Genomic DNA, 23,171 nt, shown 5'->3' with positions numbered 1-23,171 from the left:
GATGGACACAGATTCACACGGATGGGAGGCTGAGTTGAGAAGGACCGGGATTGGGGCAGTCTTCGAGGTTGCCCAGCCCCTGCCTTTGCTCCCTTGCGGAACTCTTTGATTGGGCCACAGATGGACACAGATACACACAGATGGAAGGCTGAGTTCAGAAGGACCGGGCTCGGGAAAGTCTTCGAGGTTGCCCAGCCCCTGCCTTTGCTCCCTTGCGGAACTCTTTGATTGGGCCACAGATGGACGCAGATACACACGGATGGGGAGGCTGAGTTGAGAAGGGCCGGGATTGGGGCTTCCTTCAAAGTTTCCAGGCATCTCCAGTATTCACTACTCTCGGCTACAACTCGTGTGGATCTGTGTTCATCCGTGTTCATCTGTGGCTAAGATTAGCGCTCCGATTGGTGAGAGGTTGTGCTCGCTTGCGGAACTCTTTGATTGGGCCGCTGATGGACACAGATACACACGGATCGGAATCTGAGATTACGGAAGAAGTGATTGGGGCTGCCTTCGAGGTCGCCAATGTTCTGGGGGCCGGGTTCCTGGAGAAGGTCTACGAACGGGCGCTGCTCCGCGAACTGGAGTTCCGTGGTCTGCACGCCAGATCCCAGGTCTCCCTGCCAGTCCGCTACAAAGGGCACTACGTTGGCGAGTATGTGGCCGATCTCATCGTTCAGGACAAGGTGATCGTGGAACTGAAGTGCGTGGAGCAGTTCGCGAACGAACATCTGGCCCAGTGCATCAACTACCTGAAAGCCTCCGGCCTGCACGTCGCCCTGCTCCTGAACTTCCAGCGATCGAAAGTGGCCTGGAAGCGCGTGGTCTTCGACCTCTGACTGGCTCCAGAATAGGGTGCGCCCAGGGCCGGGCGGAGAACCGTCCGCCGCCCGGCTTCCAGGATGAGCCTCAGGCCGGAATCGAGCCCTTGCGGATGACCTTCTCCATTACCTCCGCAAAGGTGTCGATCTCCTCCAGCGTCGTGTAAACATTGGGCGTGATCCGCAACCCGTGATACTCACCGGGTGTCACGATGGCCACAGTCCAGATGCGGTACTTGTCCATCAGGTACTTGGCCAGCGCCGGCGCGTCGAAGCCGTCCACCTGGATGAACCCGATCCCGCACGACTGCTCCGGATCGTCGCTGTTCAGGATCTTCACCCCGGGCAGCGCGCGCAGCTTGTTCGACCAGCGGCGGCGCAGGTAGCGCAGCCGTTCCGCCTTGCGCTCCGCCCCAATGCTCTCGTGGAACGTCAGGGCTTCTGTAATCGCGTTGCGCTGCGACGCCGGATGCGTGCCGATCTCCTCGAACTTGCGGATGTTCTCCGCCATGTTCTCGGGCGCGGCCATCATCGGCCAGATCTTTGAAATCTTGGATTTGCGGACATACAGCATGCCCGTCCCAATCGGCGCCAGTACCCACTTGTGCAGCGACGTGCCGTAGTAGTCGCAGTCCAGGTCCTCGTGCTTGAACGGGAACTGGGCAAAGGCATGCGCGCCGTCCACCACCACTTCAATCCCACGCGCCCGGGCCATCTGGCAGATCTTCTTCACGGGGAAGATCTGGCCGGTCCGGTTCGTGATGTGGCAGATGTGGATGACCTTGGTCTTCGAGGTGATGTTCTCCTCGATCCGCTTGGCCAGGTAGTCCAGGCTGGGCGGAGGCACCGGGAAGGTGATCTGCTTCAGCACGATGCCGTCGCGGCGCTCGCGCTGCTTCCAGGTCGTGATCATGCGCGGATAGTCCTGGTTCGTGGTCAGGACCTCGTCGCCGGCCTTCAGCTCCATGCCGAGCTGCACGATCTCCAGCGACTCGCTCGCGTTGCGGGTAATGGCGATCTCTTCCGGGTCGCATCCAAACGTGCGCGCCAGCCGGCGCCGCACCGTCTCGATCCCCGGGTCGAGCACGTTCCACATGTAGTAGGACGGGCTCATGTTCTCTACTTCGAGGTAGCGTTTTTCAGTGTCCATGACCATTCTCGGGGACGGCGAAACGCCGCCGTTGTTGAGATTGATCAGGTTGCGATCGACGGTGAACGCGTGACGGATATTGAGCCAGAAATCTTCATCCCTGGCCACGGAATCGGCCGGCCGGCCGGAAACAGCCCCTACCGCGGACTGGGCGCGCGCCACAGAATCATGCTGCAAAGCTGCGAGCACCCCTACGGTAGAGGAGACGAAACGTCGTCGGTCCATGAGACACAATAACGGCGGCTGGGCCGGCAGGTCAACCGGAATAGGCGCTTTGAGCCTTAAGATCCCGAACTAATTGGGAAATGAACTACTTCTCGGCCGGCACGCCGGTCAATTCCACCCGCAGCCCGGCCTGCTGGTAGGCCTCCAGCAGGGCGCCGGCGGCCGGCCCGAAGGTGGGCGCCACCACTTGCATGTCGTTGGTCAGCTCCACGCGTCTCCGGAACTCGGCCATCAGGGTGTCGCTCTTGAAGACGCCGCCGATGGGCGCCACCGGCACCACCTCTTCGCGCGTGAACAACTGCAGCCGCGTGGCCCGGGTGATGCCGGCCAGTTGCTGGGCCGCCTCGCTGAGGATGTCCGCCGCCACTTCATCGCCCTGGGCCGCCGCGCGGACCACAATCTGCGACATCGCCGCGATCTTGGGCCTGGGGAACTCTGGCGTGTAGAACTTGTGCATCAGCTCGTTGGCGTTCGTGGCGCCCGAGGCCTCCAGCAGCAACGCGCGCAGCACGGTCTCCGGGCCCCAGCCCTCCTCCATACGCAGCGCGGCCCGCAGGCCCTGGCGCGTGATGTCGAAGCCGCCGCCCTCGTCGCCGTAGATGTAGCCCCAGCCGCCCACCCGGGCGAACTTGCCCGTACCGTTGCGGCCATAGCCGATGGAGCCGGTTCCGCCGATGGTGATGATCCCCGGGCGGCCCGCATGGGCTCCGGCCAGCGCGATGACGGCGTCGTTCGTCACCACCCGGCTGGCAATGGTGAACATCTCGGCAATCAGTGAATCTTTGTCCGCCGGCCCGCCGGAAAAGCCCAGGCAGGCGGCGCGGAAGTGGGTGTCGGCGGGCAGGCCCGCTGCTTCCCGGGCCTGGCTGACACAGCCGCCAATCGCGCCCATGAACTTGGCTCGGGCTTCGGCGGCGCTGACATGGTTGCAGGGTCCGCCCCGGCCCATGCCCAGGACCCGCCCCGTTTCGTCGCCGATCAGCGCGGTGGTGGACGACTGGCCGCCGTCAACCCCCAGATAGTACTCAGCCACTCTGTGTCACTCCAGCTTATACAGTCGCACGTTGTCCACCATGGCCGTCTGGCGGATGCCCCACAGATCGGCATGCTCCCGGAAGTCGTCGGCCCGGTAGTCGTCATCGCTCAGCAGCAGGTAGGAGACCCCGTCCCGCTTCAATTCGTCGATGGCCATCCGGCGCATGCCCAGCGGCGGAGCCAGGCCGCTTGCTTTGGGCTCGTGCGTCAGCTCGCGCCAGAGGCCGGAGGCGTCGCGGCCCTCCAGCTTCAGCCGGACCGCGTACTGGTCTCGCGTCACGTCCAGCCTGACGGTGTCGACTGTGCGGGCATGGCCGAAGGACACTTCCACAAACATGCCCGGCCGGATCCCCGCCCATGACCGCCAGCGGGTGACCGGTGAGTTGTCGAACGCCTTCTGGACGTCCCAAGCGGAGGGGCGCGCCTGCAGGCGCCAGTCGTCGTCACGGGGCAGTTCCCGCCCTTGGGAGAGGACGCGGAACTCCGTGATGCTCCACACGTCCCGCGAACCCGGAGCGCCTGGTTCCGGTGACGCCGTCTGCACCACGCGCAGGCCAGTGAGGGACTGTGCCGGGAACCGGAACTCGAGCTGCTGCTCCGGCTGGAACTCGGCCACCAGCGGCGTCAGCAGGTAGTCCCGCAGTTGCTCATTCGGCCCGCTCTGGAAGCTGGCCCGGATCTCCCGTGTTGTGTAGCTCTCCGCGATGGGCGACATGGAGTAGACGACCGCGCCCTCCGGCGTCGCGCCCTCCACCATCCGCGCCAGCCGGTAGGCCGGCCACTTTTCGGCGAGCCACGCCTCCACCTTCTTCCCGCGCAGCGCCTGCTTGTACGGGATCTTGTCGATGCGCCAGCCGTAAGGATCGCAGTAGCGGTCGGGCTGGCCTGGAAAGCTGAGGAACGCATGCGCCAGCACCAGCACGGGCAGTGTCACGGAGGGCAGCCCCGCGGCGAGCGCCAGGGACCAGAACGGCAGCGCGGGAATCAGGAAGCGCGTGCCGATGTTGGCGGCATAGGTCAGGGAGAACAGCACGGCGCACAGCAGCGCCCGCCGCCCGGGTTTCGAACGCAAGCCGAGTAGCGTCAGCGGAGTGAGCAGGAACAGCGGACCCAGGAAGCCGCCCAGGATCCGCCCGCGCAGCGTCAACTCGAGCGGGATCTGCTGCCAGGTCTCCAGTCCGACATACCAGCGCATCGATTGTGCGTACTCGGCTTCGAAGCTGGCATGGACGAAGGGGTTTGGGAAGTAGGCGTTCAGCAGAGGCGAGAACGGGTTGCCGGTCCAGATCCAGTTGCGCAGCACCCACGGCAGCACCATGCAGGCGGCCGGGATGCAGGCGATGAGGATGTGGCGCCAGCGGCGCTGGAACGCGTAGCGCAGGACGACGTAGACGACAGCCAGGAAGGCCGTGTACTTCAGCGCGTAGCAGAACCCTGCCAGCAATCCTGTGAGCGCAGGAGGAGCGTCGATCTCGCACAGGTAGAAGACCGCGAACAGCAGGCAGGCCACGGCGACATCGTTGTAGGCGCTGGCGCCGTCGATCATCACGACGGGACTGATCAGCACGAACAGCCCGGCCGCCGCGCCGGCGCCGGGAATCCCCTGCCGCTGTCCGTAGCGCAGCAGCAGCAGCGGCAGCACCAGCAGGAACGCGCCGTGCACCAGGGCGGCGGCCGAATGCCGTCCAAACGCCCAGGCGGAGAGGAACAACATCTCCAAGCCCTGCGAGAGGAAGGCATACATGTTCGACGAGATGAGCTTGAAGCCGTGTGCCCGGTAGAAGTGGCCGACGATGCCGAGGTGATAGGAACTGCCGTCCGGGCTCCACTCGGGCGCCATGGCGTAGATGACGGCAATCACGGCAAACACCGTGTAGAGCGGCCAGAATGTCCATTGCCACAAACGGGGCAGGGCAGGGAGGCGATCGCCCGTGGTCTGGTAAGCGCGCGTCTTCCAAACCGCGGCGAATACGGCGAGGCCCAGCACCAGGAAGGTCGCGTCGTAGATGAGGTGGACGCAGGCCAGCAGGAAGATGATGAGGCTCAGCACCGGCACTCCGGCCACGAAGCCGAACAGATGCTGCTCTTCGCGCGTCAGGTTCGGCTTCAGCCGTTGCAGCAGCAACCGGCCCAGGCCGTAGGCCGTGGCGAGGGTGAACAGCGCTCCAAACAGGATGGAAAACGCCTTGGGCATCCGCCGTGTCCTACTGCACGAACCCGATGCTTGTGATGATGAAGCCGCGCTGGACTCCATCCGCCGGCGAGGTCCACAGTTTGTCGATCTCCAGCCGGACGAGGTTAGTGCGTGTCGCGGTCAGCCACTCTTCCGGCACGGCCTTCTCAAAGATCCGCTGCCCTGGTTTCGGGAATTCGAGCGTCTCCAAAAGATGCGAGCCCACGCTGATTGTGATCTTGACCGGGCCGGTCTGCTCGAACGTGATATCCGGCACGGTGAGGTCCGCCTTCAACCTCAGAGACTTGGTTGTGGGGACTTGAAACTGGAATGTCGGGCTCTTCGTCACCCAGCGCCACGCGCCGTCGTGCAGATCCGGCACAACGCCCGAGATGAAGTGGTCCGCCGCGTTCGGCATGCTCATGCCAATGTAGTGGCTGAGCTTGAGATCGCCGCCCACCTCCATCGGTTTGCGCTGCACGGGCGGACGGTACGGTTCGGGATATTTCACGCAGCCGGCCAGCAGAAGCGGCAGGGAGAGGATCAGAATACGGCCTAGCATTTACAGCACTGCCTTGTCTTTCGCGTAACACAGCCCTTCGATGGGGCACTCGCCGCAGCGCGGCTTGCGCGCCACACACAGCTCGCGTCCAAAGTGGATCAACTGGTGCGAGAAGAGGATCCAGCGGTTCTGCGGCAGAATCTTCATGAGATCCTGTTCCACCTTTACCGGATTGGTCTCCTTCGTCAGGTCGAGCCGCAAGGCGATGCGGCCAACGTGCGTGTCGACCACCACGCCGCTGGGAATCCCGAATGCGGTTCCGAGGACAACGTTCGAGGTTTTGCGAGCCGCGCCCGGGACGGTGAGCAGTTGCTCGATGGTACGGGGAATCTCGCCGCCAAAGTCCTGGATGATGGTGCGCGCCGCGCCAACGATGCTTTTGGCCTTGTTGTTGAAGAACCCGGTGGAGCGGATGACCTCGGAGACTTCACGCACATCGGCCACGGCCAGGTCCTGCATCGTGGGAAACTTCCTGAACAGTTCCGGAGTGACCATGTTCACGCGGGCATCGGTGCACTGCGCGGAAAGAATGGTGGCGACCAGCAGTTGCCAGGCATCGGCGTGATTCAAAGCGCAGGTCACGTTCGGGTAGCGGAGTGACAACGCATCCAGAATGCGATAGAGGCGTTCCTTGCGCTCGGCCGCGGTGCGAGGCCGTGAAACTTTGCTCATGAGAGTGCAGTTGGAATTGCTCTAACATGGTAGCATTGCGTTTCCGGATTCTCCTCGTAGCGGCTGCCCTGCTAGCGTTTTGCGGCGCGTTAGGAGCCCCGTTTCAGTTCGACGATTTCTCGCTGCTAAATGATCCCGCACTGAATTCCGCCCACGGTTGGAATCACGTTTTCACAGCAACACAAACGCGTCCGCTAACATTTCTCTCGTTCTGGGTAAACCTGCAAATTTCCGACGCTCCGTGGACCTTCCACCTGGTCAGCCTGGTGCTGCACCTGGCCTGCGTGTGGCTGGCCTCGGGGCTGCTGCTGGAGCTGCTGCCGCTTAGGGCGGCCTGGCTGGCCTCGGCGGTGTTTGCGTTCCATCCGCTGCAGACGGAGGCGGTGGCTTACGTCTTCTCGCGGGCTACGCTGCTGGCGGCCCTGTTCTGCCTGCTGTCGCTGTCGTGCTGGTTGAAGGGGCGGCGGTGGTGGGCGTTTGGGCTGTTTGTTTGTGGGCTGCTGGCCAAGGAAGAGGTCGCCGCGTTTCCGCTGTTCCTGGCGCTGCTGGAATGGTCGACCCGGCGGAGCAAGGCGGCCGTGGGTCCTATTGCCGCGATGTGCGCGGCTGCGTTGGCCGCGGGGTTGAGGACGATCTACGCAACGTCCATGATTGCCGGGTCGGGTGCGGGGACGCAAGCCGGGCTGACGTCGTTCGACTACTTCAGCTACCAGGGTGTGGCGATCCTGCGCTACCTGCAACTGCTGCTGGTGCCGATTGGGTTCACAGTGGACGCGGAGGTGCGGGTGCCTCCCCTCGCGGCGGCGCTGGCTTGGGGCGTGATTGTGGTGGTAGCGATTCTGGCGTGGCGGACGGTTCGCGCGGCGCAGCCGGGGTTCTGGGTGCTGGGCGGACTGCTGCTGCTGCTGCCGAGTTCGTCCATCTTTCCCGCCGAGGATCTGGCCGTCGACCGCCGCATGTACCTGCCACTGTTCTGCTTTGCCGCGCTGTTCGGGATGCTGCTGCAGAAGGCGAACCAGAAGCTGCTGTATGGCTACGCGGCGCTGCTGCTGGTGCTGAGCTTTGCCCAGACCCGGGTGTGGATGTCGCCGGAAGCGCTGTGGATGGAGGCTGCGCGCCACGCGCCTTCCAAGATCCGGCCCAAACGGCAACTGGCTCGGGTGGTGCAGCCGGCCCAGGCGGTGGAGTTGATGGAGGAGGCGAAGCGGTTGGCTCCGGAGGATGCGGCGGTGGCGACGGACCTGGGGCTCAGCTACTTGCGGGCGAACAAGCCCGAGGTAGCGCTGGGTGAATTTGGGCGGGCCTTGGCCCTGGATCCCAACTCAGCCATGGCCATCCACAATCGCGGAATGGCGCTGCTGCTGCTGGGGCAGGCGGATGCGGCGAAAGGGGATTTCGCACGGGCCCTCGAGAAGGACCCGTGCCTGTTCGATGCCCACTGGAATCTGCGCCGGCTGGGCGTCGTTCGCACGATGCCCAGCGGCTGTGCCTGGACGCGGCGCCAGGCGGAATTGCTTCAACGGCCGGAGATCAGTTCGGCGCCGTAACGACGAAGTCGGTCTTCAGGAACTGCCAGTCCGGCAGCTCGTAGATCTTCATCTTCGTGTTGAGAAGGGCCTCAAACTCTTTGGTTCCGTTGGCCGGGACGCTGCCCACCTTGGCGTCGATCTCGGAGACGGGTTCGGTTTCGGGCTTGGAATCCACCGGTTTCAGGACGACCTGGAGTTCCAGGCCCGTGATTTCGGCCGGTGAGTGGTTGACCACGGTGAAGCGGACGACCGGCTTCTTGGCATCGTTCTCGAAAAGGCGAACGCCCACCACTTCCACGTACTTGGAGTAAGGGTTCTTGGATGCGCCCGCCGCCGGCAATTTCGTCGCGGTCGCGTCCGCGTTCGAGGTGGAACCGCGGCCGCCGACGAACCGGTAGAGTCCGAACAGGGCGCCGCCGAGAACCGCGATTGTCAGGACGCCGACCAGCCAGGCCGGCATGCCTTTCTTCGGCTCATTGATGGTGTAGACCTGTTGACCAGGGGGCGGTGCGGGCGGCGCATACTGCTGCTGAGGAGGAGGCGCGTACTGCGGTTGTGGCGGCGGCGCGTATTGCGGAGGTTGCTGAGGCGCGGGGTACTGCTGCGTCGGAGGAGCGTACTGCGGCGGTGGCGGAGGCGGGGCAGCCTGGGGTGCGTATTGAGGCTGCTGGGGTTGCGGCGGCGCTGCGACGGGAGCTTGGCCTCCAGCCGCGGCCTGCCGGCGCTCCGCGCAGGTGGGGCATTCTGAATAGGAGGGAGGGACTTCCCGGCCGCATTGTGGACAGATCCAGGTGAACATGTGGGTTCTTTATACTTTAGACCTTTTACTTGTATCGCTTGGTCAGGTCATTTGATAGATGCGGCCCGAAGCCCGCTGGTTGCCCCTACGCTAGGCGATATCGTTCGATCTCCTGTGGTATCAATTCGATGCCGAAGCCGGGGAGCTGCCGGGGCGTCATGTAGCCGTCCACGGGCATCATGGGATTGGCCAGGACGCTGTCGAACATCTTGACCCCGGAGGCGGCCAGGAAGTACTCGACGAAGATCGCGTTCGGGATGGTGGCGCAGAGCTGGCTGTGGAAATCCCAGTTGTAGTGTGGGGCGATGGGGATGTCCAGGGCGGCGGCCATGTGGGCGACTTTGAGCCATTCACTGACTCCACCGACCACGGTGACGTCGGGCTGGAGGATCTCGGCGGCGCGGGTCTCGACCAACTGGGCGAAAGCCCAGCGGGTGGCTTCGAGTTCGCCGGTGGCGACGGGCGTGCGGATCGCCTCGGCGATCTTCGCCATGGCGGTGAGGTTGTCGGCGCGCACCGGTTCCTCGATCCAGAAGGGTTCGTACTCTTCGAGACGGTCCATGGCGGCGATGGCTTCCGGCGCGCTCTTCCAGCCGCCGTTGGCGTCGAGCAGGATGTCGATGTCGTCGCCGAGGGCCCGGCGGACGGCGCCGATCCGTTTGGCGTCCTCGCGGGAGGACTGGCCGCCGACCTTGAGCTTCAGGGCGGTGAAGCCCTGCTCGACCACTGCTGAGGTTTCACGGACGAGGTCGTCCAGTGTCTGGCCTTCGCGGTAGTAGCCGCCGGTGGCATAGCAGCGCAGCTTGCGGGAGTGGACGCCAAGCAGCTCCATGACCGGGAGTTTGGCGGCTTTGCCGCGCAGGTCCCACAGGGCGATGTCGATGGCGCTGATGGTGCGGAGGGCGGCTCCGCGGCGTCCGGCCTGGATCGACTGCCGGTACATCTCGCCCCACAGGTACTCGGTGTCGAGTGCGTTCGCGCCGATCAGCAGCGGGCGGTAGATCTGGTTCACCAGTTCGACCATCGCCTTTGAGCCGTCGTAGCCCAGGGTGAAGCCGGTGCCGGAGAGTCCATCCTCGGTGCGAATGGTGACAATCAGGTGATCGCGGTGCGTGATGAGGCGCACGGCGTCGGCTACGGGCTTGGGCAACGGAATCGATATGGCGATGGCTTCAACTTGGAGGATCTTCATCTCGCTACGATGATGGCATGGAATTCCTGTGGGGCGGCGGGCTGAAGAGAGAGACGGTGGCCCTGCTGCCCGGCGCCTGGAATCCTCCCACTTTGGCTCATCTGGCGATGGCTGAAGCTTCACTCAATTGGGCGGATGAGGCCGTGCTGGTGCTGCCGCGAGCGTTTCCCCACAAGGCTCCGGAGGGGGCGCCGCTGGGACGGCGGGCGGAATGGCTGGTGGAGCTGGCGGCCCGGCATCCGGGCTTGGGTGTCGCGTGGAGCGAGGGTGGCCTGTTTATCGACATGGCCAGGGAAGTCCGGCAGGCGCTGGCCGCGAGCCGGGTGCTGCTGGTCTGCGGCCGGGATGCGGCGGAGCGGATCGTGGGCTGGGACTACGGCGCGAACGACTCGATCGAGCGGCAATTGCGGGAGTATGAGCTGCTGGTGGCTCCGCGGCAGGGCGAGTATGTGCCGCCGGCCGGGCTGGCGGCGCGGGTTCACGCGTTGCACCTGGGCGACGGGTGGCACGAGGTGTCTTCGTCGGAGGTGCGTACGCGCATTGCTGCCGGGCAGGAGTGGGCGAGCCTGGTGCCCGCCGAGATCCGTGACTCTGTCCGCGGCGCTTACTAGCCCTTAGTCCTGAGGGCCGTGTTCCAGGAACGCGCGGAGCCGGTGACTCCGGCTGGGGTGCCGCAGCTTGCGCAGGGCTTTGGCTTCGATCTGGCGAATGCGTTCGCGCGTGACGGCGAAGTGCTGGCCCACCTCTTCGAGGGTGTGCTCGCTGCCGTCCTGCAGGCCGAAGCGCATCTTGATGATCTTCTCCTCGCGCGGGCTGAGGGTTTTCAGAACCTCGGCCGTCTGCTCGCGGAGATTGAGGTTGATCACGGCTTCCGATGGCGACACGACGCGCTTGTCGATGATGAAGTCGCCCAGATGGGACTCTTCTTCCTCACCCACCGGCGTTTCGAGTGAGATCGGCTCCTGTGCAATTCGGAGGACCTTGCGCACCTTGGGTACGGAGAGATCGAGCCGCTTGGCCAGTTCCTCGGTGGTAGGTTCGCGGCCGAGCTCCTGTTGAAGCTGGCGCTGCGTGCGGACCATCTTGTTGATGGTCTCGATCATGTGCACCGGGATACGGATAGTGCGGGCCTGGTCGGCGATGGCGCGCGTGATGGCCTGACGGACCCACCAGGTAGCGTAGGTCGAGAACTTGTAGCCGCGCTGGTAGTCGAATTTGTCGACGGCCTTCATGAGGCCGATGTTGCCTTCCTGGATGAGGTCCAGGAACTGCAAACCGCGGTTGGTGTAGCGCTTGGCGATGGAAACGACGAGCCGGAGGTTGGCTTCGATGAGCTGCTTCTTGGCGGCATCGGCTTCCTGCTCGCCGTGCTCGTCCATGCTGAGGGTGCGGCGCAGGTCAGTAGCCGAGGCGCCGAAGTCCTCTTCCAGATCCTGGATCTTCTGGCTGGCGGTCTTCAGATCCTTGCGGTGATCCTTGACCAGGTTCGGATCGACGCGCTGCGCGTCCTCGATGGCCCGCTGCAGCCGGGCGATTTCCTTCTCCAGGGGCCGGAACTGTTCGACGGCGCTGCGCAGGCGGCTGGAGAGATGGCGATAAATTGTCGAGCTGAACTGCAGTTTGCGGATGTCGCGTGAGATTTTGACCAAAGATCGAGCGAGCGCCCAGCGGGTGGCACGGTATTGCTTTGGCTTCGTTCCGCGGGGTGTCGCAATCAACTTCAGTTTGGTCTGTTGGGCTTTGCGAAGCTGTTTGGCGATTTCTTCCACAGCCGCCAGAAAATCGACGCGGAACTTCTCCAACTCTTCATCGGTTGTCAGTAGATCGGGTAAGGAGAGAACATCGCGCAGACTGAGCTTGCCCTCTTCGACCTCGCGGGCGATTTCGAGCACTTCCCGGACGACCAGGGGCGAGCGGGACAGAGCGCGCACGACCATCTTCTGGCCGTGTTCGATGCGGCGGGCCAGTTCGATCTCGCCCTCGCGGGTGAGCAGCGAAACGGTGCCCATTTCGCGCAAGTACATGCGAACAGGGTCATTGGTCTTCTCAGAGCTTTCCTGGATGAGGTCCGCTTCCGCGAACTCATCGGCGTCTTCGCCCTTCTTGTCCAGGTCGAGCTTCGGCTCTTCCAGCAGGTCGACGCCGGCCTCGTCGAGCCCAGCCAGCAGGTCATCGAGCTCTGGACCGGTGTTCAGATCCTCGGGAAGGACTTCGGAAACGTCGTCATAGAGAACGTAGCCTTTTTCCTTGCCCATGCTGATGAGTTTTTGAAAGCGGCTATATCGTTCTTCCGTTGCCACGGAAACCTCGCCAGTAATCCCCTTGCCTATACGTCTCACTCATAGTACAACAGCGCGTCCGATGAGTTGTGCGGTCCGCGTCACGATCGTTTCAAGGCGTTGAGCTCTTCCATCAAATGCAGGGCTTCCTCCATATTGCCCGATCTCTCGGCATCTTTGATGCGCTGCCGCAGTTCGGCCAGATGGACATCGCGTTCTCCGAAGGCCAGTTGCCGCACGCAGGCCACGGCCTGCTCCGTAGTGAAGTTCTGGCTCAGGGTATCATCGGCAAACACCAGCGACACCAATAGAGCCTTGTCGGGCTCGCCCAGGCGGGCCTCCACCGACGAGTAGGAAGGACTCACGCCTTCCGCCACCAGTTGAAGAATCACTTCGAATATACGAGCCGAACGGAACTTTGTTACGACGGAGAGGCCGCGCAGGACGGGCACGATCTCGTCGCGGGCCTCCGGGTTGCCCAGCAGGGCATGGAGCAGGAGGACCTCGTTGGCGTCGGGGGTGTTCTCTTCTCGCCTGGTCACACGGCCGCGCTTTTCCGCCGCAGCCTTCCGGAATTCATCGAGTACGATGCCGGGTTCCATTTTGAGGTACTCCGCCACATCGTTGGCGACAGCGAGGCGGTCGAGCTTGTCCGGCATCTTCTGGATGGCGGGCAGCAGGAACTGGAAGGCGGCGACGCGGCCCTCGGGCGTGTGGAGATCGAGGCGGGTGCGGGCGCGGTCGGCCAGCCAATGGAAGTAGCCGCGCGCGCCGCGCAGGGCGTCCCCGTAGGCTGCGGCGCCGTTGGCCTTGATGTATTCGTCAGGATCGAGTCCGCCGGTGAGGGAGAGCACGCGGAGGCGGACGCCCTCTTCGAGGAGGATCGGGATGGATTTCTCGGCCGCGTTGGCTCCGGCGTTGTCGGGGTCGAAGTTCAGCACCACTTCGCCGGCATGGCGGCGAAGGCTGCGCACCTGGAAGTTGGTGAGCGCGGTGCCACAGGAGGCGACGACATTGCGCACTCCGGCCGCATACACTCCGATCACATCCATATACCCTTCTACCAGAATGCTGAAGCCGGCTTCCTGGATGGGCTTGCGCGCGCGGTTGAGGTTGTAGAGAACGCTGCGCTTCTGGTAGACATCCGAGTCGCCCGAATTGAGGTATTTGGGCTCGTCGCCTTCGGCCAGGGCACGGGCGCCGAAGCCGATGACCTTGCCGGTCTCGGAGTGGATGGGGAACATGAGCCGGCCGCGGAAGACGTCATAGTGGCCGGTACCTTCATTGCGTACCCGGATGAGGCCGCTGGATTCCATCTCAGTGTGCGTGAAGCCCTGTTTCTCGAAGATCTTCACCAGCATCTGGCCGCCGCGCTCAGAGAGACCGAGATTGAACTCTTCGGCGATGGCCTGGGAAAGGCCGCGGTGCTTCAGATAGGCGCGCGCCTCCTGCCCTGCAGGCGAGAAGAGCAGGTCCTGGTAGACCTTGACGGCGATCTCGTTCATCTCGTAGACCGCGCCGCGCTTCTTCGCCTCTTCGTCGGCCAGGTCGGACCGTTTGGGCAGGGGGATGCCGTTGCGTTCGGCCAGGTATTTCAGCGACTCCCAGAAGGTAAGCCGTTCCATCTCCTGGACGAACTTGAAGACGTCGCCACCGGCTCCGCAGCCGAAGCACTTGTAGAACTGGTGGGTGCCGTGGACGGAGAACGAGGGGGTCTTCTCCGTATGGAAGGGGCAAAGTCCGATGTAACGCGTGCCCGCGCCGCTGCGCTTCAGGCTGGGTACGTACTCGCGCACCACCTGAACGATGTCTACTGCCGACTTCACCTGATCGACGAGTTCTTTGTTCACGGTACGAGACTAGACAGTATTTCCATTATCGCGCGCGGTAGTCTCCGCGGCTGAAGTACTTTTCCAGCCAGCAGTAGAGGGCGATGAACAGGTAACGGCTGCCCATCTCCTTGATCTTAAGCTTGGACTCGCCAAAGCGCCGGTTGCGCCAGGAGATGGGCATGACGGTCCACGAGTAGCCACGCACGATGGTCTTCAGCGGCAGTTCCACGGTGAGATTGAAGTGCGGCGACAGGAAGGGCCGGCAGCCTTCGATGACTTCGCGGCGGTAGGCCTTGAAGGCGTTGGTGGTGTCGTTGAGCGGGATGTTGAAGAGAATCCGGATGAAGAAGTTGGCCATGCGGTTGATGGACAGCTTGAGCCAGGGGTAGTCGATGACCGCTCCGCCCTTGACGAAGCGCGAGCCGAACACGGCGTCCCAGCCTTCGCCGAGCAGGCTCCAATAGCGGACGACGTCGCGGGCATCGTCGGATTCGTCGGCCATCATGACCACCACCGCATCGCCCTGAATGTGATCGAAGCCGAAGGTGATGGCGCGCCCGAAGCCGTGTTCGCCTTTGTTCTGAACGGGACGCAATTCGGCGATGCGCGGCACCAATCCTTGCAGGACGGCCCACGTGGTGTCGGTTGAGCCGTCGTCGACGACCACGATTTCGTGGGGAATGCCGTTGCCGCGCAATTCAACGTGCAGGTGTTCCACCGTGAGGGCGACGCAGCCCTCCTCGTTGTGCGCCGGGATGACTACGGACAGCAGTTTCAGCGGGCTCCGCTTTTCGGGCGCGGGCGTCTTCATAGTCCGCTCAGTTCCAGCCACTGCGGGTGTTGCCCGGCATGCGCGGCGATCTCCGCGGCAATGGCATCGAGACCCAGCGCCGGACTCCACGCAAAATCACGCTGGACATCCGCATTGCTCATCACGACCCACGGTATGTCATAGGGACGGGGGCGCGGGTCGGCCGCGGGTGTGTGGGTTCCGAAACGGCCGTCGCACCAGCTGTTCAGACGAGCAAGAGACCATGCGTTGCGCGGTCCGCCGCCGGCCGTGTAGATGCGTTGGCCGCCGTCGCGGGTAGAGCGCATCTGCGCCAGGAGGAGCGCCGCGAGGTCAGAGGGGTGGAACGCGTCGCGCACCTGGCGGCCGAGTCCTTCGAAGCCGATGTAGCGCAGGGGGCGGCGGCGGAGGTGGGCGTTGATCCAGTAAGCGAAGATGCCCTGGTCTGGCGTGCCGAACTGGCCGGCCCCGGCGAGAACGCCGCAGCGTGTGATCCAGACTGGGAAGTCGAAGGCGGCGCCGTATTCGAGGGCCATGATTTCCGAGGCGAGTTTGGTCGCGCCATAGAGCGAGATGGGCGCGGTGGTGGCGAAGGCGGTGTCGATGCCTTCCGCGGTGACGCCCGCGGGGAGGGGCCGGGTATCGTCGAGAACGAAGCCATCTCCTTCCACCTTCAAGGGCAGGGTGGCCAGGGCGGGGATGGAGTAGACGCGGCTGGTGCTGAGCAGCAGCAGTCCGGCGCGGTGCACCTTGGCGTACTCCAATACGTTGCCGAGGCCGGCCAGATTGTGTTCGAACAACTGGCGGCTGCTGCCGCCGCCCGCCACACCGGCCAGAACGCTGGGATTAGCGGCGGCATCAATGATCCAGTCGGCCGCGGGCAAGCCGGCGAGATCGCTGGCTGAACGGATGTCGCCATGGACAAATTCGATACCCAGGCTCTTGAGCGACTGGCGGTTCGTTTCGGCGCCCGGCCGCATTAAGTTGTCGATGCCGATGATCTGGAATCCTTCGACGCAGGCCAGCAGCGTGCGAGCGAGGGTACTGCCGACAAAGCCGCAGATGCCGGTGATCAGGATCTTCATAGTGCCGCGGTTTTCAGTCTCTCCTGCCAGCTTCCTGCGATCTCCTCGAAGATGGCGGGCAGCGGTTTGGTGATGCTCCAGGCCGGATAGTGAGCCCGCATCTTCCGCAGGTCGCTGTAGTAGCAGATGTGGTCACCGATGCGATTCTCGTCCACATAGCGCCAGTGCATGGGTTTGCCGGTGACGTTCCCAGCGAGCTGGAAGGCTTCCATGACGGAGCAGGCGTTGTCCTTGCCGCCGCCGAGATTATAAACCTCGGCCACGCGCGGCGCCTTCCAGAATTCGAACATAAACCGGGCGACATCCTCGGAGTGGATGTTGTCGCGGACCTGCTTGCCCTTGTAGCCGAAGACGCGGTATTCGCGCTCCTCCAAATTGCACTTCACGAGGTAGCTGAGAAAGCCGTGGAGTTCGACGCCGCTGTGGTTTGGGCCGGTGAGGCAGCCGCCGCGCAGGCAGCAGGTAGGCATGCCGAAGTAGCGTCCGTACTCCTGGACCATGACGTCGCCGGCGACCTTGGAGGCTCCGAAGATGGAGTGTTTGCTCTGGTCGATGGAGAAGTCCTCGGCAATGCCGTGCTCGTAGGCGGGATCGGCGTAGTCCCAGCGGGTTTCCAGTTCCTGCAAGGCGATGGTGTTCGGCCGGTCTCCATATACCTTATTTGTGGACATATGGATGAAGGGCGACTCCGGGCAGTGCTGACGGGCGGCCTCGAGCAGGTGGAGGGTGCCGAGGGCGTTGACTTCAAAATCGAGGAAGGGGATGGCGGCGGCGCGGTCGTGCGAGGGCTGGGCGGCGGTGTGGATGATGAGATCGGGGCGGAGTTCGCCCATGAAGGCGAGGAGCCGGTCGCGGTCGCGGATGTCGAGGGCCTCGTGGCGGTAGCCCGGGATCTCCCTCCGCAGGCGGTCCAGCACCCAACTGGTGTCCCCTTCCGGGCCGAAGAAGACGGCGCGGTGGTTGCTGTCGATGCCGGCCACGTGAAAGCCCTGCCGGGCGAAATACACGGCCACTTCCGATCCAATCAGGCCGCAGGAGCCTGTCACCAGTACGCACGGTTGACTCATACCAAATGCTTCCTCAAATCGCGGGCACCCCTTCCATCGGCGTAACTCGTCTCTTCCATCATGCTACGAACCTGGCTGCGGGGCCCGCACGCGGTCAAGGCGGCCGGGAACCGGTGAGGCGAAGAGTTCGATCTTCCAGCCAAGTTCTTTCAATCGAGAAGGTTGCCACTGCAGGTGGGGCGGTCCGCTGGAGAACATGGTGAACTCCCGGTGGTCCGGCAGGAACTCCTCAAAAGTCCTGACCGGCACGGGGTAGAACTGACGCAAGGCCAGCAACAGACGGACTGCCCCGTCCGTGCGGCCGAGACGGTAGGCCGCTTCCGTGTCGCCGATGTAGGCGAGCCGCGCCCGCTGCGCCGGATTGGCGTAGTACCAGCCTGCCAGGAAATCGAGCGGGTTGTTGATCAGCAGGAGTCCTTCCGGAGCCGAGCGCAGGGCGGTCAGGGCTGTTCCCGATTCTCCCGCCAGTTGGGCGGGCGGTTCCGCCGCCAGTCTTGACGCCTCCCGACCAGACAGGACGAGGAACGCCAGGAGCAGACTGAGGGTGAAGCCTCTCGCCAGACCGCCGGGCCTCCATGCCAGCAGCAGCGGGATGGCCGCCGCGTAGCCGATCACCATGGGCATGGTGTAGCGCTCGTTGAAGCCGCCGTGCGTGGCCAGGGTGAAGAGGAGGCTCAAGACCGGAAGCAGCAGCAGGCACATGGTCAGAAAGAGCGCGTGCCGGCGGGGTGACGCCGGGTTCTCCTTCAGAATCGAACGGAGCAGGTAAGGGAGCCCGAACGGTAGAAGGACCAGGACAACGGCCAGCGGGAATCCCAGCAGATTGCCGTAGTAGTAGGGCAGTCCACCCAGCTCCGGGCGGGCCCAGAAGCGGGCTCCGAAGTCCGCCTTCATTTTGATGAGCAGGGGCAAGGCGAGCAGCGTGGGGATGGCCGCGGCCGCGAAAGCCGCCCAGATGCGCCAACGCAGCCTGCGTTCCGCGAGGCTGACGGCCGTCTCCGCCAAGGCGAAGCAGACCACAGACAAGGGCGCCAGGTAGTGCAGGTTGGTGGCGGTGGCGAGCAGCGCGGCCAGCGCGGCGATCCAGCCCCAGTGGCGTTCCGCCCTCTGCCAGGATGCCGCCGCCCAGGCGAGAACGCCCAGCAGCAGCGCGTAGGGCCTCGCCTCCCAGGCGTAGGAGGACACGGGGGTGAGGGCGAGCAGCAGCACCGCGGCCAGACCCGCGCTGCGGCCGCACACAGCGGCGGTGAAGTGATAGACCCCGGTCAAGGCCAGAAGCCAGCCCAGCAGTTCGGGGCCGCGCCATCGAATGTGGTCATCGAAGGGCAGGCGGGCGGCCATGGCATTGATCCAGTAGTAGCCGGGCGGCATGCCATCGCAGCCAGCGTACAGGGCCTGCCAGCGCAGTTCCGGTGAGGGCAGGCTGCTGACCTCAATGGTTAGAATCTCGTCGAACCAGAACGGTTTGGTCTTCGCCTGCCAGACGCCTAAGAAAGAGGTAATCAGCAGGATCAGGCCGAGCATGGAACGCGCAGCCCAGACGCCCGGTTCCGCCGGACCTTCCAGGATCAGTTGCCGTATCCGGTCTTGGGACGCCTCAGGCACCGCGCACCAAGATAAAGCCGGGCGGGGGCGCCCCGCAACCCGGCTGGAAGGAGGGCCTACCTGCTGCCGTAAGTGAGAGCAACTTCGGTGCCCTTGTCGCTGGAACCCACAGTTACCAGGACAGTATGTTTCGTGCTCGTGTTTTCAGCGGTGATCAGGCCGCCTTTCGAGTCGCCGGAGTCTCCGCTGACGTTGGAGGTGATTTTGAAGCCGGCGCCCTTCAATTCGTCCTGATAGAAGCCGAGAACCTTGGTGACAGAGTCGCTGGTGGTGAAGTGGGCCATGCCGCCTTCGCCGTGATTGCCGCTAGCCGCCATCGTGCCCTCGGGTTTGGAGCCGGGATATTCAGGGATCCACGACGGCAACCGGACATCGGTTCCGGAGCCGATGGAGACCTTCTCGCCGGTGCTGTCGTCGGAGAAGGTGATCTTGCCGTTCTTGACGTCGTCCGCATTCATGGTAATGGTCTTGCCGGACTTCTTCTCGCGGATGGTGAGCGTGCCCTTCTCGTCATCCACACGGACGACTTCGACGTCGGGGTTGAGGGCAGCCATGACCTTGGCTGCGGCCAGCGCGGGGTTCTTTTGTGCCAGTTCCGAGTCGATGCCCGCTTCCTTGACTTTGTGCGCGAAGAAGAATCCGGCGCCGACGACCACGACACCGATCAGCAGGCAGAACGCGCCCAGCCCGATGAGCACCCAGCCGAGAGGCCCCATGCCTTTCTTCGCACCCGCGGCGGGAGGTGGAGTTTGCTGACCGAATCCAGCTGGCGGCGGCGCCGGTTGCTGTCCAAAGCCGGCCGGTGGCGGCGGGGCGGCTGGTTGTCCGAAGCCGGCGGGTGGTTGAGCCGGTTGAGCCACGGCCTGCCCGCACTTCTGGCAGAAGTTTCCTTCCACCGGCGTCCCGCAACCTGTACAGAATGTCATGATCACCTCCGATCCACTCATGCTAAGCAATACGCGGTCCGGTGTCGAGGTGGCCCGTCACCGGCCATGCCATGCCCCGGAGCCGGATATACTGTGCGCGAATGACCAAACGACAATCCGGTCCAGCCCGCACCGGACGCGGCGTGGCGCTCCTGCTCTGCCTCGCCGCCTCCGCCGCCGCGCAATCGAAGCCCGCGCCGACTCAAGATCAGCGCATGGAATGGTTCCGGCACGACAAATTTGGAATGTTCATCCACTGGGGTCCTTACTCCGCCTTCGCCGGGGAGTATAAGGGCCAAAAGGTGCCGGTGGGGACGGAGGCCGAGTGGATCATGCAGCGCTTCAACATTCCCGTAGCCGACTACCGGGAAACGGCGCGCGGCATGAAGCCCGTGAAGTTTGACGCGGAGGCATGGGTCGCGCTGGCCAAGGCTACGGGCATGAAGTATCTGGTGCTGACCGCCAAGCACCACGACGGGTTCGCCATGTACCGCTCGACGGTTTCCAAATACAACCTGCTGGACTGGGCAAAGTTCGATCGCGATCCGGTGCAGGAGCTTTCCGCCGCCTGCCAGAAGGCGGGGATCCGGTTTGGCGTCTACTATTCGCACCGGGAAGATTGGGATCATCCAGACGGGTTCGGCAACAACTGGGACTACGACCGGACCAAGAAGAATTTCGAGCGCTATCTGGACGAGAAGTCGAAGCCGCAACTGCGAGAGCTGCTCTCGCGCTACGGCCCGATCCACCTGGTGTGGTTCGACCGCGGCATGGACACTCCGCAGCACACACAGCAGTTCATCGACATAGTCCACGAGTTGCAGCCGAACTGCCTGATCAATGGGCGGGTGGGCGACTATGGCGCCGACCTGATGGGCGACTACCAGAACATGAACGACAACGGCATGCCGAACGGCGGGCTGCAGGAGGACTGGGAGACGCCCCAGACGATGAACACCACTTGGGGCTACAGCAAGTTCGACCAGCAGTGGAAGACTCCAGGTGAAGTGATCCATCGCATGGTGGAGATCGTCGGCAAGGGCGGGAATTACCTTCTGAATATAGGACCGATGGCCGATGGTACGATCCCGTCGCCCAGTGTGGCCACGCTCAAGGCGGTGGGGGCGTGGATGCAGATCAACGGCGAGAGCATCTACGGCACCGTCGCCAGCCCGCTGACCGCGCAGCCCTGGGGCCGGAGCACGGTGAAGGGTAACAAGGTCTTCCTGCACGTATTCAGCTGGCCGGCCGACGGAATTCTGCGTGTCCAGGGACTGACGAATACGGTAAAGGCCGCGTATCCGCTGGCCGCGCCCTCGCAGAAGCTGGCGCTCAGCCGGGAAGGCGGGGTTCCGCTGGTCAAGCTGCCGGCCGAGCCCCTGGATCAGAACGATACCGTGATTGCGCTGGAACTGGACGGGGCTCCGCGCGCGGAGCCGTTGATCGTGGTGCAGGGTAGCGATGTCGGATTCGATCTCGACTATCTCGCTGCTGTCACTTCCGGCAAGGCGGTGAAGAGGTTCAACCGCAGCGGGAAGTTCCACATCGCCAAATGGACCGGGCCGGCGGATTCCGCCACATGGCAACTGCTGGTGAGCCAGGCTGGCGAGTATGAGGTCCGGATCCGCTACTCCGCGCGCGCGGAATCGAATGGAGCCGGTTTCGTGGTGAACATTGGAGGGCAGACGGTGCGCGGCACGGTTTCCGGTACAGGGGAGGGCTATGAGTACAAGACCATCGACCTGGGGCGGGTGCGCCTGCCGAAGACCGGTCCGCTGACAGTGAAACTCCAGCCTGCCGCTGACACCGGGCACAACCTGATTTTCTTCCAGGCCCTGGAACTCAGCCCGGCCGGCCATCGCATGGTGGAGTGAGACCGGTGATCCGGGCGGCTGAATGCCGGCGGTTGGCGGATCGAAAGAACGTCCTCCCTGTAGCGCCGTGCGATAGTAATCTGATACAGCTGTAACTAGTTCGAACGGGGTCCTATTGTTGGAATTGATAAGTCTTGCCACGGCGCATGACGCCGAATTGCCGTCATCCCGCAGGAGCCGGAGGATCGTTGTGCGCAGTGTGGCGCACGAAGGTCCGGCCGGCGGCTGTGCGGACCCGGCGCACAAAACCTCCGCTCGATTGCTTATAGTTTCTAGACAGTACAATCTATTTGATTGTTGAGTTAAGGAATCCCGCGTGAAACCCGCCAGCCCCGCATTGCTCGTGCAGACCGCCACGCCTTCCACGGTGCGTGACGTAAACCGGCGCATCATTCTGAACCTGATCCGGCTGCATCAGCCCATCTCGAGGGCCGATCTGTCGGCGCAGACGGGCATCTCCCGCAGCAACATCAGCGAAATCGTCGATGAACTCGTGCTCATGGGCATGGTGAAGGAAAAGCAGGCCGAGCCCAGCAAGCGCGGCCGCGTGCCGATCCATCTGTCCCTCAACGACGATGGATTCCGCGTGTTGGGAATCAGTATCCGGGCCGGGTCCACATCGCTGGCGTACGCCGGATTGAGCGGGCATGCGCAGAAAGTCATCACCTTTCCCACGCCTTCCACGCCGCAGAAGTTCGTGCGGATGCTGGCGGCGAAGTCGATTCATGGGGCGTCCGGATTCTTCCAGCACGTGGGTGTAAGCGTTCCCGGTCTCATCAATGCTGAGACGGGTGAGGTTTTGTGGCTGCCGGCGCTGCCGGAGTATGCCGGCTTCCCGCTGGCGACGGCGATTCAGGACGTGGTGGGGGTGCCGGTCACGGCCGACAACGACTGCAATCTCGGAGCGCTGGCGGATCTGTGGCTGAGCGCGGAGGAGATCGCGGGACTGCAGAATTTTGTGTTCCTGGAGATCGGCGCGATCGGCGTCGGGGCAGGGCTGATTCTGGGCCGGGAGGTCTATCGGGGATACGATGGGCGGTTCGCGGCGGAGTTCGGTCACATGATCGTCGACCCGAATGGACCCAATTGCCGTTGCGGGCGCCAGGGGTGCTGGGAGTTGTTCGTATGCGACCAGGCGGCGTGGCAGCGCTACCGGGGGTCGGCGCCGTTCGAGGCCACCAGCATGGCTACGCTACTGGCCGAGGCCCGGAATGGGTCGGGCGACGCGATGAGGGCGTTGGAGGAGACGGCGCGGTATCTATCGATCGGGATTTCGAACATCGTGCTCGCGCTGAATCCTGAACTGATCGTGATTACCGGTGAGATTACGGCGGCCTGGGATCTGGTCGGGCCGATGATCGAGAACAAATTCGCGCCCTCGAAGATTGCGATCCGGGTGCGTCCAGCCAATCTCTCGCCGGAGGATCTGTATCTGCAGGGCGCGATTTCGCTGGCGTTGAACAACGCGTTCGCCAAGCCTAGAATCGGCTGGTAGGCGGCGGGTATTCCGCAGGCGCCGTTTGCCTGCGAGATGAATGAAAACGCAGTTCTCTCCTGC

General features: G+C 63.7%; 19 protein-coding genes. 5 read left to right on the top strand and 14 right to left on the bottom strand.

From position 1 onward, the window contains the following. Nucleotides 1-449: 449 nt before the first annotated feature. Nucleotides 450-836, top strand: coding sequence for a GxxExxY protein (locus IRI77_RS14665; RefSeq protein ID WP_194452791.1), 387 nt, complete (start codon nucleotides 450-452; stop codon nucleotides 834-836). Nucleotides 837-906: 70 nt separating this feature from the next. Here the strand turns inward: IRI77_RS14665 and IRI77_RS14660 are convergent, their stop codons facing one another. The 5 genes from IRI77_RS14660 to nth form a co-directional block, all read right to left on the bottom strand. Beyond that, a complete protein-coding gene (locus IRI77_RS14660) occupies nucleotides 907-2,193 on the bottom strand; it encodes an aminotransferase class V-fold PLP-dependent enzyme (protein ID WP_194452790.1) in 1,287 nt (428 codons plus the stop codon). A gap of 85 nt (nucleotides 2,194-2,278) precedes the next feature. Next, complete coding sequence (locus IRI77_RS14655; RefSeq protein WP_194452789.1) at nucleotides 2,279-3,226, bottom strand: N-acetylglucosamine kinase; 948 nt, start codon at nucleotides 3,224-3,226, stop codon at nucleotides 2,279-2,281. 6 nt (nucleotides 3,227-3,232) lie between these two features. After that, entirely contained in the window at nucleotides 3,233-5,422 is a 2,190-nt protein-coding gene (locus tag IRI77_RS14650) for a hypothetical protein (RefSeq protein WP_194452788.1), read from the bottom strand. Nucleotides 5,423-5,432: 10 nt separating this feature from the next. Further along, on the bottom strand, nucleotides 5,433-5,963 hold the full coding sequence (locus IRI77_RS14645; RefSeq protein ID WP_194452787.1) for a hypothetical protein: 531 nt from the start codon (nucleotides 5,961-5,963) through the stop codon (nucleotides 5,433-5,435). Then, nucleotides 5,964-6,635 carry an endonuclease III gene (gene nth, locus IRI77_RS14640; protein WP_194452786.1) on the bottom strand — a complete coding sequence of 224 codons (672 nt, stop codon included), beginning with the start codon at nucleotides 6,633-6,635 and terminating at the stop codon, nucleotides 5,964-5,966. A 26-nt stretch (nucleotides 6,636-6,661) separates the two neighbouring features. On the opposite strand from nth, the gene IRI77_RS14635 reads away from it, so the two are divergent. After that, the gene (locus IRI77_RS14635; RefSeq protein WP_194452785.1) at nucleotides 6,662-8,182 is read left to right on the top strand and encodes a tetratricopeptide repeat protein; all 1,521 of its coding nucleotides are present in this window, start codon (nucleotides 6,662-6,664) and stop codon (nucleotides 8,180-8,182) included. On the opposite strand, the gene IRI77_RS14630 is transcribed toward IRI77_RS14635, so the two are convergent. Beyond that, nucleotides 8,166-8,624, bottom strand: coding sequence for a hypothetical protein (locus IRI77_RS14630; protein ID WP_194452784.1), 459 nt, complete (start codon nucleotides 8,622-8,624; stop codon nucleotides 8,166-8,168). The two genes, IRI77_RS14635 and IRI77_RS14630, sit on opposite strands and share 17 nt — an antisense overlap. A 424-nt stretch (nucleotides 8,625-9,048) precedes the next feature. Beyond that, nucleotides 9,049-10,155 carry a mandelate racemase/muconate lactonizing enzyme family protein gene (locus IRI77_RS14625; protein ID WP_194452783.1) on the bottom strand — a complete coding sequence of 369 codons (1,107 nt, stop codon included), beginning with the start codon at nucleotides 10,153-10,155 and terminating at the stop codon, nucleotides 9,049-9,051. A gap of 17 nt (nucleotides 10,156-10,172) precedes the next feature. Here IRI77_RS14625 and IRI77_RS14620 point away from each other — a divergent pair, with 17 nt between their 5' ends. Further along, nucleotides 10,173-10,766 (top strand): nucleotidyl transferase family protein, encoded by a 594-nt coding sequence (locus IRI77_RS14620; protein ID WP_194452782.1) that lies wholly within the window; start codon nucleotides 10,173-10,175, stop codon nucleotides 10,764-10,766. A 3-nt stretch (nucleotides 10,767-10,769) separates the two neighbouring features. Here IRI77_RS14620 and rpoD read toward each other — a convergent pair whose 3' ends face one another. From rpoD to IRI77_RS14585, 7 genes are all read right to left on the bottom strand, one after another. Further along, nucleotides 10,770-12,455, bottom strand: coding sequence for an RNA polymerase sigma factor RpoD (gene rpoD / locus IRI77_RS14615; protein WP_194452781.1), 1,686 nt, complete (start codon nucleotides 12,453-12,455; stop codon nucleotides 10,770-10,772). Nucleotides 12,456-12,535: 80 nt separating this feature from the next. Next, nucleotides 12,536-14,284 carry a DNA primase gene (gene dnaG / locus IRI77_RS14610; protein ID WP_194452780.1) on the bottom strand — a complete coding sequence of 583 codons (1,749 nt, stop codon included), beginning with the start codon at nucleotides 14,282-14,284 and terminating at the stop codon, nucleotides 12,536-12,538. Between the two features lie 25 nt (nucleotides 14,285-14,309). Continuing rightward, nucleotides 14,310-15,077 (bottom strand): glycosyltransferase family 2 protein, encoded by a 768-nt coding sequence (locus IRI77_RS14605; protein ID WP_194452779.1) that lies wholly within the window; start codon nucleotides 15,075-15,077, stop codon nucleotides 14,310-14,312. Continuing rightward, complete coding sequence (locus IRI77_RS14600; RefSeq protein ID WP_194452778.1) at nucleotides 15,074-16,141, bottom strand: NAD-dependent epimerase/dehydratase family protein; 1,068 nt, start codon at nucleotides 16,139-16,141, stop codon at nucleotides 15,074-15,076. The genes IRI77_RS14605 and IRI77_RS14600 overlap by 4 nt, the downstream gene beginning before the upstream one ends. Continuing rightward, on the bottom strand, nucleotides 16,138-17,208 hold the full coding sequence (locus tag IRI77_RS14595) for an NAD-dependent epimerase/dehydratase family protein (RefSeq protein ID WP_194452777.1): 1,071 nt from the start codon (nucleotides 17,206-17,208) through the stop codon (nucleotides 16,138-16,140). Before IRI77_RS14595 ends, IRI77_RS14600 begins: the two co-directional genes overlap by 4 nt. A gap of 63 nt (nucleotides 17,209-17,271) precedes the next feature. Further along, nucleotides 17,272-18,732, bottom strand: a complete 1,461-nt coding sequence (locus IRI77_RS14590) for a glycosyltransferase family 39 protein (protein WP_194452776.1) — start codon at nucleotides 18,730-18,732, stop codon at nucleotides 17,272-17,274. 137 nt (nucleotides 18,733-18,869) lie between these two features. Next, complete coding sequence (locus tag IRI77_RS14585; protein ID WP_194452775.1) at nucleotides 18,870-19,739, bottom strand: hypothetical protein; 870 nt, start codon at nucleotides 19,737-19,739, stop codon at nucleotides 18,870-18,872. A 101-nt stretch (nucleotides 19,740-19,840) separates the two neighbouring features. Between IRI77_RS14585 and IRI77_RS14580 the strand changes: the two genes are divergently transcribed. Together IRI77_RS14580 and IRI77_RS14575 are read left to right on the top strand one after the other, a co-directional pair. Beyond that, nucleotides 19,841-21,613, top strand: coding sequence for an alpha-L-fucosidase (locus IRI77_RS14580; RefSeq protein WP_194452774.1), 1,773 nt, complete (start codon nucleotides 19,841-19,843; stop codon nucleotides 21,611-21,613). Nucleotides 21,614-21,929: 316 nt separating this feature from the next. Next, nucleotides 21,930-23,108, top strand: a complete 1,179-nt coding sequence (locus tag IRI77_RS14575; RefSeq protein ID WP_194452773.1) for an ROK family transcriptional regulator — start codon at nucleotides 21,930-21,932, stop codon at nucleotides 23,106-23,108. Nucleotides 23,109-23,171 lie beyond the last annotated feature (63 nt).

It is taken from the genome of Paludibaculum fermentans, assembly GCF_015277775.1.
GTDB lineage: Bacteria > Acidobacteriota > Terriglobia > Bryobacterales > Bryobacteraceae > Paludibaculum > Paludibaculum fermentans.
Note: the sequence above shows the minus strand (reverse complement) of the source record. Positions and strands in the feature narration are given on the sequence as shown.